The sequence below is a fragment of the Streptomyces sp. HP-A2021 genome, from assembly GCF_022807935.1.
In the GTDB taxonomy this organism is placed as follows: Bacteria; Actinomycetota; Actinomycetes; order Streptomycetales; family Streptomycetaceae; genus Streptomyces; species Streptomyces afghaniensis.
The window spans coordinates 1,677,845-1,694,749 of sequence record NZ_CP094344.1 but is presented as its reverse complement, the minus strand read 5'-3'; the positions used below and the strand labels follow the sequence as shown (position 1 = coordinate 1,694,749).

Sequence of the window (16,905 nt, the reverse complement as noted above, 5' to 3'; positions counted from 1 at the left end):
GCATGGCCATGCAACCCTGGTTCACCGACGCCAAGCTCGGGATCTTCATCCACTGGGGCATCTACGCCGTCGACGGCGTGCAGGAGTCCTGGTCGTTCTACGACGACATCGTCCCGTACGACCAGTACATGTCCCAGTTCGACCGGTTCACGGCCGCCCGCTACGACCCGCGCGACTGGGCGAGGCTCTTCGCGCGGGCCGGCGCGAAGTACGCCGTGCTGACCAGCCGCCACCACGACGGCGTCGCCCTGTGGGACACGGCGTACGGCGACCTGAACGTGGGCCGCGACCTGGTCGGCGGCTACGCCGACGCCCTGCGCGAGCAGGGCCTCAAGGTCGGGCTGTACTACTCGCACTCGGACTGGAGCCACCCCGACTACGCCTCCACCCGCAAGCCGGGCCGGCCGCCGGAGCTGGAGGACAACCGCTACTCGGAGGTCGCCGCCGAGGACGAGGACCTTCAGGCCTGGGAGAGGTTCCTCGCCTACCGTGACGGCCAGATCCGCGAACTGACCTCCCGGTACAAGCCGGACCTGCTGTGGTTCGACGGAGAGTGGGACCGCAGCGAGGAACAGTGGCGCATCCCGGAACTAGCCGCCCTCATCCGCTCCGAGGTGCCGGACGTCGTGTTCAACGCCCGCATGCTCAGCGAGGGCGACTACGCGACGCCGGAACAGGGCGCCCCGGTCGTCCCGCCGGAGGGCCCCTGGGAGCTGTGCCTGACGATCAACGACTCCTGGGGCCACCAGCACCACGACCACAACCACAAGTCGGTCGACCAGCTCATCCGCTACTTCACCGAGACCATCGGCGGCGGAGGCAACCTGCTGCTCAGCGTCGGCCCACGGGAGGACGGCACCATCCCGGCCGAGCAGGCGCAGCGGCTGGAAGGGCTCGGTGACTGGATCGCCAGGCACGCGGAGGCGGTGTACGGCACCGAACGGGGACTCCCGCCGGGCCACCACTACGGCCCGAGCACCCTCTCCAAGGACCGCCGCACCCTCTATCTGACCCTCTTCGACGCCCCGCGCGCCGAGATCAACGTGCGCGGCCTGCTCAGCAAGGTCCGCCGGGTCTCGGTGCTCGGCAGCGGCACGGAACTGGCCCACCGGGTCACCGGCGGCCTCCACGAGACACCGGGCGTCCTGTGGATCGAGCCTCCCGCCGCGCCGGACGTCGACCCGCACGCCACGGTGCTGGCCGTCGAACTGGAAGGAGAACTGGAGCTGTACCGCGGCGCCGGCCGGTTCTGACGAAAGTTTAAGAAACGGGTAAACGGCCTGCTCACAGGCGGTATGTGGACGCCCGTGAGCAGGCCGCTTCGCCTTCCGGACACCTGAAGTTCGCCCCGTCCCCCTGGGATGCGGAACGCACAACGCGAACGAAAGGTGTCACCGTGCGAGACCCGCGTATGGCTGCGATCGGCAAGGGCCTGAAGCGTCGCGGAAGGCTGGTGATGCAGGCGGTCAGTCCACCGCGCCGGGACGCGGTCAGCCCACCGCACCGGAACCTCGACGCCGTCCCCGCCCCCCGCCCGGCGGCCGACACCTACACCGCCCCGCTCGCCCCCCGGCTGGTCGACTCGCCGGTCTTCGTCCTGTCGTCGGTGCGCTCCGGTTCGACCCTGCTGCGCGTCCTGCTCAACAGCCACAGCCGTATCCGCGCCCCGCACGAGATGCACCTGCGCACGGTGCACGTCAACCTGTCCCGCGACTTCACCGCGGACGCCATGCGGGCCCTCCACCTCGACAAGGACGAGCTGGAACACGTGCTGTGGGACCGGGTGCTGCACCTGGAGCTCACCCGCAGCGGCAAGGACGTCATCGTCGACAAGACCCCGCCGAACACCCTCGTCTGGCCCCGCCTGCGCCGATGTTGGCCCAACGCCCGCTACATCCTGCTGCTGCGCCACCCCGGCGCGGTCGTCACATCCCTCACCGCCCGCCGCACCGACCCCGATCACGAGGCCGTCCGCGCCGAGGTCCTCGACTACAGCGAGAAGCTGGAGGAGGCCCGACGGAACCTCGACCCCCATGTGATCACCTACGAGGAGCTCACCGCCGAGCCGGAGAAGGTCACCCGGGGCGTCTGCGACCACCTCGGCGTTCCTTGGGAGCCCGCCATGCTCGACTACGGCAGCAAGGACCACGGCACCTTCCGCCCCCAGCTCGGCGACTGGTCCAGCACCATCAAGTCCGGCCGCATCCAGTCGGCCCGCGGCGCCGACCCGGACGTCGAACTTCCCCCACGCCTGAGGGAACTGGCCCAGGCGTGGGGGTACAGGGACTGAAGGGGAGCAGGGGCTTCGCTCACACCCCCTAGAGGTGCAGGGCTCCGACCGTGGCCTGCGGGGCCGCCGCCTCGACGGAGCCGGCCGGCGCCGCGGGCAGCGGCTGCTGCTCCGTGGCCTCCGGCCGCTGCTGCGGCAGCTGCACCGGCCGCAGCGGACGCGGGCCGGACACCACCGTGTAGTCCTGGCCCAGGAACGGCGGGACCACCTCGCCCGGGTCCTCGCCGAGCGCCAGCTGGACGGCGGCCCAGGGGGCGTTGACACCGCACAGGGACAGCTGGTGCAGGCCGCCGGCCGGACGGGTGTTGACGTCCATCAGGACCGGCCGGTCGCCGAACATCCGGAACTGGATGTTGGACAGGTAGTGCAGACCGAAGCCCTCCGCGATCCGCCGGGCCGGCTCCAGCCACTGCTCGTGCAGCGTGAAGCCCCGGCGGCGGCCGTTCTTGGTGCGGCCGATGGCCAGCCGGACCCGGTTGTCCGGACCGGTCAGGCAGTCCACCGACACCTCGGGCTGCTCCAGGCGCGGCATCACCAGCCAGTCGACCGGCTCCTCGGCCCGCCGCAGCGCTTCCAGCACCAGGTCGAGCGGTACGTAAGGGCTCGGGAAACCGCTCAGGTGCATCAGCGAGAAGGGCGAGCGCGTGATCACGCGGAAGCCCACCCCGCCCGCCCCGGACGCCGGTTTGAAGCACGCCTTGTGCCCGGCGTCCTCCAACTCCTCGACAGCGGCGACCAGTTCATCACTGGACCGGACCCGCCACCACGGCGGCACCGGCACACCGATCGCCTGGACCGCCTCGTAGGCGATCACCTTGTCCTGGAAGACGGCCACCGCCTCGGGCGGCGGCGCCAGCACCGCCGTACCGACCGCCTCGAACTCGGCGCGGTGCGCCACGATCGCCGACTGGTGCAGCCGGGGCACGAACACGTCGACACCGCGCCGCCCGCACTGGTCCAGCGCGTACTCGACGTACCCGGCGGGTGAGAGGTTCTCGGGCTCCAGCTCGGCGGTGTCGGCGGCGGCCAGTACGGGGGAGTCGGGGTCGCCGTGCGTGGCATGGATCTCGACGGCCCGGTCGCTGGGATTTCTCCGCAGCTGATCCATGAAGAACACGTTCTCCGCGTACGTGCGGTTGAGCCAGACGCGTACGCGAGAGACCATGCAGGCCGCCTTTCACGGTTCGCGGGCAGGGCTCAGCAGCCCGTGCCCGGGCAGGATGAATGGAGGGTCACCAAACCGCCCCTGTGAGAGGGAAGTTCTTAGCGGTGGTGTTGGGCCAGATCATACGGCTTCGGCGAGCCGTGTCGTGCAACGCGCGGGTTACGGATTTACGACCATGATCGTCCGGCCGCTCTTGTCCCCCGGCCCGCGGATGTGATCTCGTGGTGGCGTTCGCGTTCGGGCGTGCGGAGGGGGCGAGGGGTGACGTCGACGGCCGGTGGCGCCGCGCAACTACTGGCCATCAGCGATCTGCACATCGGCTACCCGGAGAACCGCGCCCTGGTCGAACGGATGCGGCCGGGGACGGACGACGACTGGCTCCTCGTGGCCGGGGACGTCGCCGAGACCGTGGCCGACGTCCGCTGGACCCTCAAGACGCTCGCCGGCCGCTTCCGCAAGGTCGTCTGGGTGCCCGGGAACCACGAGCTGTGGACCCATCCGAGCGACCCCGTCACCCTGCGGGGCGTCGCCCGATACGACTACCTGGTCGAGCTGTGCCGGGACCTCGGCGTGACGACACCGGAGGACCCCTACCCCGTGTGGGACGGCCCCGGCGGCCCCGTGGCCGTCGCACCGCTGTTCCTGCTGTACGACTACTCGTTCCTGCCGGCCGGCTGCGCGACCAAGGAGCAGGGCCTGGCGTACGCCCAGGGCACGGGCATCGTGTGCACCGACGAGTACCTGCTGCACCCCGACCCCTACCCGAGCCGGGAGGACTGGTGCCGGGCCCGGGTCGCCGAGACCGAACGCAGACTCGCCGAACTGCCCGACGGCCTGCCCGTGATCCCGGTCAACCACTACCCGCTGCACCGGCACCCGATGGACGTCCTGTGGCACCCCGAGTTCGCCATGTGGTGCGGCACGGACCTGACGGCCGACTGGCACCGCAGGTTCCGCGTCCACACGATGGTCTACGGCCATCTGCACATCCCCCGCACCACCGTCCACGAGGGCGTGCGCTTCGAGGAGGTGTCCGTGGGCTACCCCCGGGAGTGGCGCAAGCGGTCCGGGGAGCCGGGGCGGCTGCGGCGGATCCTGCCGAGAGAGGGCGAGGAGCGGTGATCGAGGAACTGCTGCCCCAGACCGTCGTCACCGTGGAGGCGTACGGCAACGAGGGCGCGGACACCCCGTTGTACCCCGAGGAGGCGGCGCTCGTGGCCCGGGCGGTCGCCAAGCGGCGCCGGGAGTTCGCCGTCGTCCGCTCCTGTGCCCGCCGGGCCATGGAGAAGCTCGGCGTGCCGCCGCAGGCTGTCCTGCCCGGGGAACGCGGCGCCCCGCGCTGGCCGGCGGGGCTGGCCGGCAGCATGACCCACTGCGACGGCTACTGCGCCGCCGCCCTGGTCCGCGCCACCGACCTGGCCTCCCTCGGCATCGACGCCGAGATCCACGGGCCGCTGCCCGAAGGGGTCCTGCCCGCCGTCTCCCTGCCGGCCGAGGCCGAGCGCCTGCGGCGGCTGGCGGCACAGCGCCCCGACGTCCACTGGGACCGGCTGCTGTTCAGCGCGAAGGAGTCCGTCTACAAGGCGTGGTTCCCCCTGACCGGCAAGTGGCTGGACTTCACGGAGGCCGACATCGAGATCTCTGCCGGCCCCGGCGAACGGCCACGTGGCACCTTCCGCGCCACGCTCCTCGTCCCCGGCCCACGGGTCGGCGACCGCCGCCTCGGCCATTTCGACGGCCGGTGGACCGCCGAACGCGGCCTGGTCGCGACGGCGGTCGCCGTACCGCACGACTGAGGCCGGCGCTCAGGCCTGTCGGTGCGGTCGCGTCGCCGGCCGCCGGCTCAGGGGCCCGGCTCCGGGCACCAGCTCTGGAGCAGGTGGAAGAACGCCTCCTCATTGCCGGTGAGGCCCGCTCGTTCGAGGGCCTCTTCCGCCTCGGCGAGGACGCCGGGCGGGACGACCGGGGGCCGGTGCGCGCCGGGCGGGCCCGTCTCCAGGTCGAAGGCGGCCCGGACGGTGTGCAGCAGCCGCAGATAGGCCTGGACGGCGGTGCGTTCGCGGTCGGTCAGTACGGCGGTGGGCATCGGTCGGCTCTCCCCGTGTCGGCGTCGTCGGTCCCGCGCCCTGATGGCGCGCACGCCCCGCACACAAGGGGCGCCCCTCCAGCTTGCCGCCCACCACTGACAATCCGGCCCCGCCGTCCGACGGTTCGCCCGCTCGGCGGAGGCGAAACCCCGCCTCGGCCCGCCGGGCCCGCCTCTCAGCCCTGCGACCCCGGATACCCCAGCGACGCCTCGATCCGCCCCGCCAGATGGTCCCGCTGCACCGGCCCCCGCGACGACGAACCCGCCAGCCACGCCCGGCACTTGCTGGCCAGCAGCAGCCCGAAGCTCTCGGCCTCCTTCTCGTCGCGGAGGTCGAAGCGGGTGCGGGCGGCGACCTTCAGCACCGTCGCCTGGAGGTCGGCGCCGTCGTGGAGCAGCCTGGCCGCGACGGCGGCGCCCTCGACGTGGTGGGAGCAGTGCCCCGCGTTCATGTGCCACAGCTCGTGGCCCAGGATCACCAACTGGTGGTCGGGAGCCGTGCGTTCCTCGATCACCACCAGGTCCTGCTCGGCCATGTCGAGCCACAGCCCGCTCGCGGTCCCGGGCGGGAAGGCGGCCGTACGGAAGTGGACGGGGCGGCCCCGGCGTCTGCTCATGGCGTCGCACAGGGCGGCGTACAGCTCGTCGGGCCGCGCCGGCGCGGGGAGGGTCAGCTCCGCGACCAGTTCGCCGCACAGGCGGCGCATTTCCTTACCGATGCCCACAGTTCTCCCCACGGTCACGACTCGGGCCGCTTGACGCTCTCCAGGAGCATGTCCAGCCACTCCGCCACCTTGTCGCGGTGCTGGTCGGTGGGCAGCTGCGCGGCCCGCCAGGCGATGCCGCGCACGCCGTGGTCCTGCAACAGCCGCTCCAGCGGGTCGTCGGCCGCCGCGGCAGCTTCCCGCTCCCGGTCGGCGAGCTTCTGGAGCAGTTCCTGCTCGGTGTGCTGGAGGGCGCTCACCAGCGCCTCGGGGTCCTCGGCCGTGAGGAACCCGGCATGCACCCGGAAGAACCGCTGCAGGGCGTCGCAGTGCTCCATGGTCGGCCGCCGGTCGCCGTTGATGAGGGCGCCGGCCTGCTGCCGGGACATGCCCGCGCCGTCGGCGATCTCCTGCTGGGTGTACTTGCGGCCGTTGGGCTTGAGCCGGGTCCGGCGCAGCAGGTCCAGGCGCTGGAGGAACCGGGCCTGCACATCGGGCTCGCCCGCCGGCCGGCCGCCGAGCAGGGCCTTGACCACGGGCTCCGGGACGCCGGAGGCGACGGACAGCCGGCCGACGTCGAAGACCTCGGCGTGCGGCACGCCGAGCCGGTCGGCGAGCGCGGTGACACGGGAGACGACGGCCGCCAGCACGGCCGTCGGCGTGGCGCCCGGACCTTCGACGAAGCCACCCGTCACCGACAGATCTCCTACGTCTCTCACAGGCTTCTCACAAGCGGATGCCGTGACTTACCCCGGCGTGAACTTCCCGGAGCGTAGCCGGTGCTTCGAACTCACATCCAGGTCTCGCCACAACTGTGGCCAATTTCAGCCGTCAACCAGCATGAAATGCCACGATAGTTGACACGCCTCAGCTCCGGGCACCAGGATCGGGGCGCCGCGTCAAGGCCGCACAGGCAAGAGGGGTGACCTCCCGATGGCATATCAGGCAGGAGGGCAGCGGCCGGCACCGCGGCCCGTCCCCGAGACTTCCGATGTCCAGGCCTACCTGGAGGACTACGCCGGACTTCTGGAGGCCGTGTCCTTCCCCTCGCTCGTCGTCGACCACTGCTGGGACGTGGTGCTGGCCAACAGCGCCTTCCGGTCACTTTTCGGTGGTGTCGGCCCGCACCCGACGGCCATGCCGGGCGACAACTTCCTCAGGTTCGTGCTGTTCCACCCCGACGCTCCCACGGTGCTCGGCGAGCACGAGGCGAGCTGGTGCCTGCCGATGCTCGCGCACTTCGCGCGGACCGTGGAGAGCCACGGCCCCGACCACGGGCTCCAGGCCATCCGCCGCGACATCGCCCAGGACCCGATCATGGAGGCCGCCTACCGGCACGGCCTGCCGCACTGGATCCGCTCGGTCGGCGAGAGCGCCGTCGAGCAGGACGGTGCCGTACGGCCGCTGCTGCACCCGGATCCGCGCTGGGGCGCCACCGACTGCCGGATCGTCGTCGAGACGTCGAGGACGCTCGAGGAACTGGGCTGCACCAGGCTCACGTTCGTGCTGCGCGAGGCCCGCCGTGCCCCGTCGCGGGACCGCCGGACGCGCCGTACCGCCTCCCACCTGAGGGTCGTCCCGGCGGCCGACTGAGCCCCGACGTTCCCCCCCGGGTCACCATCACCGCAGGACCGCGTCACCGGCGTCCGCCCCATTCCCAGCCAGAGTGGTGTGTGACATAGTACTGACGTGAGCAAGCCGCTGACCTGCGATGTCGTGGTGGTCGGAGCCGGAGTGGTGGGCGCCGCCTGCGCCCTGTACACGGCTCGGGCGGGCCTGGACACCGTCGTGGTGGACCGGGGCCCGGTGGCCGGCGGTACGACCGGCGCGGGGGAGGGCAACCTCCTCGTCTCCGACAAGGAACCCGGACCCGAGCTCGACCTGGCCCTGCTGTCCGCCCGGCTGTGGTCCGAACTGGCCGAGGAGGGGCTGGGGAAGGCGGTCGAGTACGAGGCCAAGGGCGGGGTCGTCGTCGCCGGCTCCGGCGAAGCGCTGGTTGGCCTGGAGAGGCTCGCTGCCGGGCAGCGCGCGGCCGGCGTCGAGGCGGTCCCGGTGCCGCCCGACCGGCTCACCGACCTGGAGCCCTACCTGGCCCCCGGCCTCGCGGGCGGCGTGCTCTATCCGCAGGACGCCCAGGTGATGCCCGCCCTGGCGGCGGCGCACCTGCTGCGAGCCTCGAACGCCCGGCTGTTCACCGGCCGTGAGATGACCGGGGTGCTGCGCGGCCCCGACGGTGCGGTGCGCGGGGTACGTACCGACCGGGGCGACATCCACGCCCCGGCGGTCGTCAACGCGGGCGGCACCTGGGGCGGCGAGGTGGCGGCCCGCGCCGGGGTATCGCTGCCGGTGCTGCCCCGGCGTGGTTTCGTCCTGGTCACCGAGCCGCTGCCGCCCCGGATCCGGCACAAGGTGTACGCCGCCGACTACGTGGCCGACGTCGCCAGCGACTCGGCGGCCCTCCAGACGTCCCCGGTGGTCGAGGGCACACCCGCCGGGCCGGTCCTCATCGGCGCCAGCCGCGAACGGGTCGGCTTCGACCGGTCGTTGTCGCTCCCGGCATTGCGGGCGCTGGCGGCGGGCGCGACGCGGCTCTTCCCGTTCCTCGCCTCAGTCCGGGCCATGCGGACGTACGCCGGCTTCCGGCCGTATCTGCCGGACCATCTGCCCGCGGTCGGCCCCGACCCCCGGGCGCCCGGACTCCTGCACGCCTGCGGCCACGAGGGCGCGGGCATCGGTCTGGCCACCGGCACCGGGCTACTGATCGCCCAGGCGCTGACGGGGCGGACGCCCGACCTGGATCTCGGCCCGTTCCGGCCCGACCGCTTTCCCGAGGAGGCCGAGTGAATCCACTGGAGCTGGCGGGGGCCGGGCCCGGCCCCGCCTTCACGGTCACCTTCGACGGGCGGCCGGTCGAGGCGCTGCCCGGCCAGACGGTCGCCGCCGTGCTGTGGGCGGCGGGTGTCACCTCCTGGCGCACCACCCGGGGCGGAGGCCGTCCGCGCGGGGTGTTCTGCGGGATCGGCGTCTGCTTCGACTGCCTCGTGACCGTCAACGGCCGCCCCAACCAACGCGCTTGTCTGCTCCCGGTGCGTCCGGGCGACGTGATCGGCACGCAGGAGGGGACGGGCCATGGAGGAGCGGACGGCGACGGGGGAGACGGCCATGCGGACTGAACTCGTCGTGATCGGCGCAGGGCCGGCCGGGCTGGCCGCGTCCCTGGCGGCCGCCGCGCGCGGCACGCGGGTCGCCCTCGTGGACGCGGCGACGGGGGCCGGCGGGCAGTTCTACCGGCAGCCCGCCGCCGGACTCGGAGCCGGGCGGCCCGAGGCGCTGCACCACCGGTGGCGGACCTGGGAGCGACTGCGGGACGGCCTCGCCGCCAGTTCCGTACGCCTGCTGACGGATCATCACGTCTGGTGCGTGGAGCGGAAGTCCGGCGGTTTCACCGTGCACGCGCTGCTCGGCCCGGAGCAGGAGGAGCCGGCCGAGGTGCACGCCCGTGCCGTGCTCCTGGCCACCGGGGGATACGAACACGTGCTGCCCTTCCCCGGCTGGACCCTCCCGGGCGTGGTCACCGCCGGGGGAGCCCAGGCCATGCTCAAGGGCGGCCTCGTGGTGCCGGGGCGCCGAGTCGTCGTGGCCGGGACCGGGCCGCTGCTGCTGCCCGTGGCGACCGGGCTCGCGGCAGCCGGCGTCGAGGTCGCCGCACTCGTCGAGTCCACCGGCCCAAGGCGCCTGGCCCGCCACGGCCTCGCCCTGGCCGCCAAGCTCCCCGAGGGCGCCGGATACGCCGCCCGGCTGCTGCGCCATCGCGTGCCGGTACTGGCCCGCCACACCGTCGTCCGCGCCCACGGTGACGACCGGCTGACCGGCGTCACGGTCGCCGCCCTCGACACCGACGGACGCGTCCGGCCCGGCACCGAGCGGCAGTTGCCTTGCGACACCCTGGCCGTCGGCCACGGCATGCTCCCGCACACCGACCTGGCGGAGGGCCTCGGCTGCGGCCTGGACGGGCTCGCCGTGGCCGTCGACGCCGAGCAGCGCACGGACGTGCCCGGCGTGTGGGCGGCCGGGGAGTCCACCGGTATCGGCGGCGCGGCCCTCGCCCTCGCCGAGGGGCACATCGCCGGGTGCTCCGCCGCCGCCCACCTGCGCGGCACCGCCCCCGACCCGGCCCCCGCCGCCCTCAAGGCCCGTACCCGACTGAGGAGTTCAGCGGCCGCCCTCGACGCCGCCTACACGCCGCCCGCGCACTGGCCTGAACAGCTCACCGACGACACCGTGGTCTGCCGCTGCGAGGAGGTCACCGCCGGTGCCGTGCGCGACGCCCTGGACCTCGGGGCGGGCGACGAGCGCACCGTGAAGCTGCTGACCCGGGCCGGAATGGGCTGGTGCCAGGGCCGGATGTGCGCCGTCGCCGTCGCGGGTCTCGCCGGCTGTCCACCCGCCCCGTCCAGAAGGCCGTTCGCCCGTCCCGTACCGCTCGGCGTCCTCGCAAGGCAACACACCCAGGAGGAACTGTCATGACCGACCACCGCCCCTGGCGCGGCGTCCTCGTCGCCACCGCGCTCCCGCTGAACGACGACCTCTCCGTGAACTACGACCAGTACGCCGAGCACTGCGCCTGGCTGGTCGAGAACGGCTGCGACGGTGTCGTGCCGAACGGCTCCCTCGGCGAGTACCAGGTGCTCACCCCCGAGGAGCGCGCCCGGGTAGTCGAGACGGCCGTCGCCGCGATCGGCGGGCAGCGCGTCATGCCCGGCGTCGCCGCCTACGGATCCGCCGAGTCCCGGCGCTGGGCCGAGCAGGCGGGCGAGGCGGGCTGCCGGGCGGTGATGCTGCTGCCGCCGAACGCCTACCGCGCCGACGAGCGCTCCGTCCTCGCCCACTACGCCGAGGTCGCGAAGGCGGGCCTGCCGGTCGTCGCGTACAACAACCCGATCGACACCAAGGTCGACCTCGTGCCGGAGCTGCTCGCCCGGCTGCACGGCGAGGGGTACATCCGGGCGGTGAAGGAGTTCTCCGGAGACGTCCGCCGGGCCTACCGCATCGCCGAACTCGCCCCCGAGCTCGACCTGCTGATCGGCGCGGACGACGTCCTGCTGGAGCTGGCCGTCGCGGGCGCCAAGGGCTGGGTGGCCGGCTACCCGAACGCGCTGCCGCAGGCGTCCGTCGAGCTGTACCACGCGGCCGTCGACGGCGACCTCGACACCGCGCGGGACCTGTACCGGCAGCTGCATCCGCTGCTGCGGTGGGACTCGCGCGTGGAGTTCGTCCAGGCCATCAAACTGTCCATGGACCTCGTCGGCCGCCACGGCGGACCCTGCCGCCCGCCGCGCATGCCCCTGCTGCCCGAGCAGGAGGCCGCCGTCCGGGCCGCCACCGAGAAGGCCGTCGCGGCCGGACTGTCGTAAGGGAAGGCGGGATCATGCGCAGCAGACTCGTCCTGCATGCCGTCGACTCGCACACCGAGGGCATGCCGACCCGCGTCATCACCGGCGGCATCGGCACCATCCCCGGCGCCACGATGAACGAGCGGCGGCTCTACTTCCGCGAACACCGCGACGACATCAAGCAGTTGCTGATGAACGAACCGCGGGGTCACTCCGCCATGAGCGGCGCCATCCTCCAGCCGCCGACCCGGCCCGACTGCGACTGGGGCGTCGTCTACATCGAGGTCACCGGCTATCTGCCGATGTGCGGGCACGGCACGATCGGCGTGGCGACCGTGCTCGTCGAGACCGGCATGGTCGAGGTCGTCGAACCGGTCACCACCATCCGGCTCGACACCCCGGCGGGTCTCGTCGTCGCCGAGGTGGCCGTGGCGGACGGCGCCGCCAAGGGAGTCACCCTGCGGAACGTGCCCTCCTTCGCCGTCGGCCTCGACCGCAAGGCCACCCTCGCCGACGGCCGGACGGTGACGTACGACCTCGCCTTCGGAGGCAACTTCTACGCCATCCTGCCGCTGGACCACCTCGGCCTGCCCTTCGACCGGGCCCGCAAGGACGACATCCTCCGCGCCGGCCTGTCCCTCATGGCCGCCGTCAACGCCGAGGACCCGCCCGTGCACCCGGAGGACCCGTCCATCCACGGCCTCCACCACGTCTACCTGGCCGCCCCCGGCTCGACCGCCCGCCACTCCCGGCACGCCATGGCCATCCACCCCGGCTGGTTCGACCGCTCGCCCTGCGGCACGGGCACCAGCGCCCGCATGGCACAGCTGCACGCGCGCGGCGAACTCCCGCTGCACACCGAGTTCGTGAACGAGTCCTTCATCGGCACCCGGTTCACCGGCAGACTGCTCGGCACCACCGAGGTGGCAGGCCGCCCGGCCGTGCTGCCCAGCTTCTCCGGACGCGCCTGGATCACCGGCACCGCCCAGTACCTGCTGGACCCCGAGGACCCGTTCCCGGCGGGGTTCGTCCTGTGAGCCGCACCCCTGCGCTGCCCGTGCTGGGCAGCAGGAAGCCCAGTCACCGGGAGCGGGTCGCGGACGCGCTGCGGGCCGCCCTGATCGCCGGCGAGCTGCTCCCAGGCGAGGTCTACTCGGCCCCGGGCCTCGCCGCCCGCTTCGGCGTCTCGGCCACCCCCGTGCGCGAGGCCATGCTGGACCTGGCCAAGGAAGGCCTCGTCGACACCGTGCCCAACAAGGGCTTCCGGGTCACGGCCGTCTCCGAGAAGCAATTGGACGAGTACACCCACATCCGCGCGCTGATCGAGATCCCCACCACGGCGGGCCTCGCGGCCACGGCCGACCCGGTGGCGCTGGAGGCGCTCCGCCCGGTCGCCCAGGAGATAGTCACCTCCGCCGCGGCCGGCGACCTCATCGCCTACGTCGAGGCCGACCTGCGCTTCCACCTCGGCCTGCTGGCCCTCGCCGGCAACGACCACCTCGTCGACGTCGTCCGGGACCTCAGACGCCGCTCCCGGCTGTACGGACTGACCGCGCTCGTCGAGCAGGGCCGGCTGGAGGCATCGGCGGAGGAACACCTGGAGATCCTGGACGCGCTGCTCACCCGCGACGAGGAGGCGGTAAGGGCGGTCATGACCCGGCACCTCGGACACGTCCGGGGACTGTGGGCAAGCGCCCCTTAGGGGCGCGGGGCTGTAACACCATGCGGCTCCGCCGCGTGGGCGCGACCAGCCCCCACAGCCCGCAGCCTCCAGACGGCAGACCGGACCGAGCTCTCAGGACGCGACGACCCCCTTCTTCGCGGCCTGAATCTGCTCGTACACATGCGTGCGCAGCTCGGCGAAACGCGGATCCACCCTCGTGTGCAACTGATCCCGCTCGACCGGCAGATCGACCTTCAGCTGCTCCCGGACAACCGTGGGGGACGCGGACAGCACGATCACCCGCTCTCCGAGGTAGACGGCCTCGTCGATGTCGTGCGTGACGAAAAGGATCGTGATGCCGCGCTCCCGCCACAGCCCCCGGACCAGGTCCTCCAGATCGGCCCGGGTCTGCGCGTCCACCGCCGCGAACGGCTCGTCCATCAGCAGCACACGGGGCTCGTACGCCAGCGCCCGGGCGATGGCGACCCGCTGCTGCATACCGCCGGACAGCTGCCAGGGATACGCCCGCACGGCGTCCGCCAGCCCCACCGACTCCAGCGCGTCGCGGACCAGTTCCCCGCGCCGGGCCCTGCTCAAGCCCTTCTGCCGCAGCGGGAGTCCGACGTTCTCGCCGACCCGCATCCAGGGGAAGAGACTGCGCCCGTACTCCTGGAAGACGAACGCCATCCCGGGCGGCGGACCGCTCACCTTCCGCCCCTCCAGGAGCACTTCACCGCCGGTCGGTGCGAGCAGCCCTCCCACGCACTTCAGCAGCGTCGTCTTGCCACAGCCCGACGGCCCGACGAGACAGACGAGTTCTCCGGCGCCGACGGCGAAGGTGAGGTCGCGGACCGCCTCCACACGCCGCCCCGACCCCTCGTAGACCTTCTTCAGACCCCGTACGTCGAGCATGGTCCGCCCTTTCGAGAGGTTCACGGCGACCGCCGGGCCGAGGCGCGCAGACCGTGGTACCAGCCGAGCACCCGCCGCTCGACCCACTGGAAGACGACCGACAGCAGGAAACCGAGCAGACCGAGCACGAGGATGCCGGTCCACATGTCCGGGATCGCGAAGCCGCGCTGGAACTGGACGATGGTGAAGCCGAGCCCGTTGCTCGCGGCGAACATCTCGCTGATCACCATCAGGATGATGCCGATGGACAGGGCCTGGCGCAGACCCGCGAAGATCTGCGGGCTCGCCGACCGCAGCACCAGGTTCCTGAGCCGCGCCGCACCCGTGATGCCGTACGAGCGCGCCGTCTCGGCCATCACAGGGTCCACCGCCCGCACGCCCTCGACCGTGTTGAGCAGGACGGGCCATACGCAGCCGGCCGCGATCACCGTGACCTTCATCGTGTCGCCGATGCCCGCGAACAGCATGATGACCGGCACCAGCACCGGCGGCGGCACCGCCCGCAGGAACTCCAGGACCGGCTCGCACACCGCCCGCACCCGCCGGTACGACCCGATGGCCGTACCGAGCGCCACGCCCACGACCGCCGCCAGCGCGTAACCGCCCGCCAGCCGCAGCACGCTGGGCAGTACGTCGCCCCGCAGGCGCTCCGCCGTCCACACGTCCGGGAAGGCCTCCACGATGGTCCGCAGGGGCGGCCAGTACACGTCCGTACTGCCGGCGGACGCCACCCACCAGACCGTCACCAGCAGGGCCGGGAGGGCGACGGCGAACACCAGCCGCAGCAGCGCACGCCTCACACCGCCACCTCCCCGCGCACCGACTGGTGCCAGGCCAGCGCCCGCCGCTCCACCGTGCGAGCGCCGACGTTGATCAGCAGACCCAGCAGCCCGGTCACCACGATCAGCGCGTACATCTCGGGCACGGCCTGCGAGGCCTGTGCCACCCCGATGCGCTTGCCCAGCCCCGGTGCACCGATGACGAGTTCGGAGGTGATGGCGAGGATCAACGCGACCGCCGCCGCCAGCCGGACGCCCGTCATGACGTACGGCAGCGCGGTCGGCCACAGCACATGCCGGATCCGCGCCCAGGTGCCGAGGCCGTACGACCGTGCCGTCTCGTCGGCGACGGGGTCGACGTCCTGGACGCCGTACAGAACCTGGATCAGGACCTGCCAGAACGACGCGTAGACGACGAGGAGGAGCACCGAGCGCAGTTCGGTGCCGTACAGCAGCACCGCCAGCGGGATCAGCGCGACCGACGGGATCGGGCGCAGGAACTCGATCGTCGAGGCCGTCGCCGCACGCAGATACGGCACGACGGAGATCAGCACGCCCACCACGATCCCCGCGCAGGACGCGATCGCCAGGCCCAGCGCCCAGCCGGTGAGCGTGTCGCCGAGCGCCGTCCAGAAGGCCGAGTCGGACGTTTCGTCCGCGAGCGCTCCAGCGATACGGCTGGTGGGCGGGAAGTAGGTCTCCTCGACCAGGCCGAGCCGTGGTACCGCCTCACCGAGGGCGAGAAAGGCGGCGAGCCCGGCCGCACCGAGTGCGGCGTTCACGCCCCTCATGCGTCTGCGCCCCTCATGCGTCCGCGCCCTCATGAGTCTGTGGCCCTCACGGCAGCAGCTTGTCCAGATCCGGCGTCGACTTGAACAGGCCGTCGTCCTCGCCGAGCTTCATCAGTGCCTCGATGGAGGCGCGGTTCGGCTCCGCCGGCCACTTCGGCAGGGTCACCTTGTCCAGCACCGCCGCCGGGATCTTCGTGTACGTGGTGACGATCTGCCGGGCCTCGTCCGGGTGGGCGTCGGCGTAGGCGAGGGACTCGGCGGTGGCCTTCCGGAACTTCTCGACCACCTCCGGGTTCTGCTGGGCGTACCGGGTCGAGGTGAAGTACAGCGCGACGGTGAGGTCGGGTGCCACGTCCACCAGGTTGGAGGCGATCTCGCGCCCGCCCTGGCTCTTGACGGTGGCGAGGGCGGGCTCGACGACCTGGGCGGCGTCGATCTGCCCGCTGTCGAGGGCGGCCGGCATCTGGTCGAAGGCCAGCTCGACGAACTTGACCTTGTCCGGGTCGCCGCCCGCCTTGCGCACCGACGCGCGCACGGACGTCTCGTTGATGTTCTTCAGAGTGTTGATGGCGACCCGCTTGCCCTCCAGGTCCTTCGGCGATCTGATCGGACTGTCCTTGCCCACCGTGATCGCGCTGAAGTCCTTGCCCTCGACACCGGTCGAGGCGATCGCGTTCGCGACGGCCTTGACCGGCACGTTGTTGGACTGGGCGATCATCAGCGACGTCACGTTGGAGAACCCGAACTGGAACTGACCGCTGGCCACCCCCGGCACGATCGCCGCGCCGCCCTGCGCGGTGGTGAACCGCAGCTTCAGTCCCTGTTTCTCGAAGAAGCCCTTCTCCTGGCCCAGATAGAGCGGAGCCACATCGACGATGGGAATGAGCCCGACCTCGACGGTGGTCACCCCGCCGGACGAGGCGCCCGCGTCGGAGGCGCCACCGCCGTCGGACGAGCCACAGGCCGCCGCGGTGAGCAGGACGGACACGGCCGCGAGACGGGTGAAGAGACGACGACGCAAGACTCCTCCTGTGGGACCGGCTGTGGTTCTCCGACAGGTTGTGCGCAGACAGCACGCTTGTGCTCAGCGAGAACGTATGGCCGTGTCCGCTCCATGGTCAA

19 protein-coding genes are annotated in these 16,905 nt (G+C 72.2%); 11 read left to right on the top strand and 8 right to left on the bottom strand.

What is annotated here, in order from left to right; all coding sequences use genetic code 11:
- The first annotated feature begins 2 nt into the window (after positions 1-2).
- Positions 3-1,253 (top strand): alpha-L-fucosidase, encoded by a 1,251-nt coding sequence (locus MQE23_RS07700; RefSeq protein WP_020272701.1) that lies wholly within the window; start codon positions 3-5, stop codon positions 1,251-1,253.
- A 143-nt stretch (positions 1,254-1,396) separates the two neighbouring features.
- On the top strand, positions 1,397-2,290 hold the full coding sequence (locus MQE23_RS07695; protein ID WP_243378639.1) for a sulfotransferase: 894 nt from the start codon (positions 1,397-1,399) through the stop codon (positions 2,288-2,290).
- A gap of 28 nt (positions 2,291-2,318) precedes the next feature.
- Here MQE23_RS07695 and MQE23_RS07690 read toward each other — a convergent pair whose 3' ends face one another.
- Positions 2,319-3,455, bottom strand: a complete 1,137-nt coding sequence (locus MQE23_RS07690) for an ATP-grasp domain-containing protein (RefSeq protein ID WP_020272699.1) — start codon at positions 3,453-3,455, stop codon at positions 2,319-2,321.
- Between the two features lie 261 nt (positions 3,456-3,716).
- Here MQE23_RS07690 and MQE23_RS07685 point away from each other — a divergent pair, with 261 nt between their 5' ends.
- Both MQE23_RS07685 and MQE23_RS07680 read left to right on the top strand, forming a co-directional pair.
- Positions 3,717-4,577: a metallophosphoesterase gene (locus MQE23_RS07685; protein WP_243378638.1), complete on the top strand. Its 861-nt coding sequence runs from the start codon at positions 3,717-3,719 to the stop codon at positions 4,575-4,577.
- Positions 4,574-5,251 carry a 4'-phosphopantetheinyl transferase superfamily protein gene (locus MQE23_RS07680; RefSeq protein ID WP_020272697.1) on the top strand — a complete coding sequence of 226 codons (678 nt, stop codon included), beginning with the start codon at positions 4,574-4,576 and terminating at the stop codon, positions 5,249-5,251. The genes MQE23_RS07685 and MQE23_RS07680 overlap by 4 nt, the downstream gene beginning before the upstream one ends.
- A 47-nt stretch (positions 5,252-5,298) precedes the next feature.
- Here the strand turns inward: MQE23_RS07680 and MQE23_RS07675 are convergent, their stop codons facing one another.
- From MQE23_RS07675 to MQE23_RS07665, 3 genes are all read right to left on the bottom strand, one after another.
- Positions 5,299-5,541 carry a hypothetical protein gene (locus tag MQE23_RS07675; protein WP_020272696.1) on the bottom strand — a complete coding sequence of 81 codons (243 nt, stop codon included), beginning with the start codon at positions 5,539-5,541 and terminating at the stop codon, positions 5,299-5,301.
- 176 nt (positions 5,542-5,717) lie between these two features.
- On the bottom strand, positions 5,718-6,248 hold the full coding sequence (locus MQE23_RS07670; RefSeq protein ID WP_020272695.1) for a hypothetical protein: 531 nt from the start codon (positions 6,246-6,248) through the stop codon (positions 5,718-5,720).
- A 32-nt stretch (positions 6,249-6,280) separates the two neighbouring features.
- Complete coding sequence (locus MQE23_RS07665; protein WP_037669263.1) at positions 6,281-6,940, bottom strand: helix-turn-helix transcriptional regulator; 660 nt, start codon at positions 6,938-6,940, stop codon at positions 6,281-6,283.
- A 238-nt stretch (positions 6,941-7,178) separates the two neighbouring features.
- Between MQE23_RS07665 and MQE23_RS07660 the strand changes: the two genes are divergently transcribed.
- The 7 genes from MQE23_RS07660 to MQE23_RS07630 all read left to right on the top strand — a co-directional run bounded on the left by MQE23_RS07660 (position 7,179) and on the right by MQE23_RS07630 (position 13,340).
- Complete coding sequence (locus MQE23_RS07660) at positions 7,179-7,838, top strand: hypothetical protein (RefSeq protein ID WP_020272693.1); 660 nt, start codon at positions 7,179-7,181, stop codon at positions 7,836-7,838.
- Positions 7,839-7,934: 96 nt separating this feature from the next.
- The gene (locus tag MQE23_RS07655) at positions 7,935-9,089 is read left to right on the top strand and encodes an FAD-binding oxidoreductase (RefSeq protein WP_020272692.1); all 1,155 of its coding nucleotides are present in this window, start codon (positions 7,935-7,937) and stop codon (positions 9,087-9,089) included.
- On the top strand, positions 9,086-9,418 hold the full coding sequence (locus MQE23_RS07650; RefSeq protein WP_243378637.1) for a (2Fe-2S)-binding protein: 333 nt from the start codon (positions 9,086-9,088) through the stop codon (positions 9,416-9,418). The genes MQE23_RS07655 and MQE23_RS07650 overlap by 4 nt, the downstream gene beginning before the upstream one ends.
- Complete coding sequence (locus MQE23_RS07645) at positions 9,408-10,772, top strand: NAD(P)/FAD-dependent oxidoreductase (protein WP_243378636.1); 1,365 nt, start codon at positions 9,408-9,410, stop codon at positions 10,770-10,772. Before MQE23_RS07650 ends, MQE23_RS07645 begins: the two co-directional genes overlap by 11 nt.
- Positions 10,769-11,659, top strand: a complete 891-nt coding sequence (locus MQE23_RS07640) for a dihydrodipicolinate synthase family protein (RefSeq protein ID WP_020273488.1) — start codon at positions 10,769-10,771, stop codon at positions 11,657-11,659. The genes MQE23_RS07645 and MQE23_RS07640 overlap by 4 nt, the downstream gene beginning before the upstream one ends.
- Before the next feature lie 14 nt (positions 11,660-11,673).
- Positions 11,674-12,675 (top strand): proline racemase family protein, encoded by a 1,002-nt coding sequence (locus tag MQE23_RS07635; protein ID WP_243378635.1) that lies wholly within the window; start codon positions 11,674-11,676, stop codon positions 12,673-12,675.
- Complete coding sequence (locus tag MQE23_RS07630; RefSeq protein WP_243378634.1) at positions 12,672-13,340, top strand: GntR family transcriptional regulator; 669 nt, start codon at positions 12,672-12,674, stop codon at positions 13,338-13,340. Before MQE23_RS07635 ends, MQE23_RS07630 begins: the two co-directional genes overlap by 4 nt.
- 93 nt (positions 13,341-13,433) lie before the next feature.
- On the opposite strand, the gene MQE23_RS07625 is transcribed toward MQE23_RS07630, so the two are convergent.
- Genes MQE23_RS07625 through MQE23_RS07610 form a run of 4 tightly spaced genes read right to left on the bottom strand, consistent with a single transcriptional unit; the run spans position 13,434 to position 16,804 of the window.
- On the bottom strand, positions 13,434-14,213 hold the full coding sequence (locus MQE23_RS07625) for an ABC transporter ATP-binding protein (RefSeq protein WP_243378633.1): 780 nt from the start codon (positions 14,211-14,213) through the stop codon (positions 13,434-13,436).
- A gap of 20 nt (positions 14,214-14,233) precedes the next feature.
- Entirely contained in the window at positions 14,234-15,013 is a 780-nt protein-coding gene (locus MQE23_RS07620; RefSeq protein WP_243378632.1) for an ABC transporter permease subunit, read from the bottom strand.
- On the bottom strand, positions 15,010-15,783 hold the full coding sequence (locus MQE23_RS07615) for an ABC transporter permease subunit (protein ID WP_243378631.1): 774 nt from the start codon (positions 15,781-15,783) through the stop codon (positions 15,010-15,012). Before MQE23_RS07615 ends, MQE23_RS07620 begins: the two co-directional genes overlap by 4 nt.
- A 46-nt stretch (positions 15,784-15,829) precedes the next feature.
- On the bottom strand, positions 15,830-16,804 hold the full coding sequence (locus MQE23_RS07610; protein ID WP_243378630.1) for an ABC transporter substrate-binding protein: 975 nt from the start codon (positions 16,802-16,804) through the stop codon (positions 15,830-15,832).
- Positions 16,805-16,905 lie beyond the last annotated feature (101 nt).

Coding starts and splice junctions, on each gene's coding strand:
- MQE23_RS07640 (WP_020273488.1), top strand. CDS start 10,769: ATGACCGACCACCGCCCCTGGCGCGGCGTCCTCGTCGCCACCGCGCTC.
- MQE23_RS07625 (WP_243378633.1), bottom strand. CDS start 14,213: ATGCTCGACGTACGGGGTCTGAAGAAGGTCTACGAGGGGTCGGGGCGG.
- MQE23_RS07635 (WP_243378635.1), top strand. CDS start 11,674: ATGCGCAGCAGACTCGTCCTGCATGCCGTCGACTCGCACACCGAGGGC.
- MQE23_RS07645 (WP_243378636.1), top strand. CDS start 9,408: ATGCGGACTGAACTCGTCGTGATCGGCGCAGGGCCGGCCGGGCTGGCC.
- MQE23_RS07690 (WP_020272699.1), bottom strand. CDS start 3,455: ATGGTCTCTCGCGTACGCGTCTGGCTCAACCGCACGTACGCGGAGAAC.
- MQE23_RS07670 (WP_020272695.1), bottom strand. CDS start 6,248: ATGCGCCGCCTGTGCGGCGAACTGGTCGCGGAGCTGACCCTCCCCGCG.
- MQE23_RS07660 (WP_020272693.1), top strand. CDS start 7,179: ATGGCATATCAGGCAGGAGGGCAGCGGCCGGCACCGCGGCCCGTCCCC.
- MQE23_RS07615 (WP_243378631.1), bottom strand. CDS start 15,783: ATGAGGGGCGTGAACGCCGCACTCGGTGCGGCCGGGCTCGCCGCCTTT.
- MQE23_RS07675 (WP_020272696.1), bottom strand. CDS start 5,541: ATGCCCACCGCCGTACTGACCGACCGCGAACGCACCGCCGTCCAGGCC.
- MQE23_RS07700 (WP_020272701.1), top strand. CDS start 3: ATGGCCATGCAACCCTGGTTCACCGACGCCAAGCTCGGGATCTTCATC.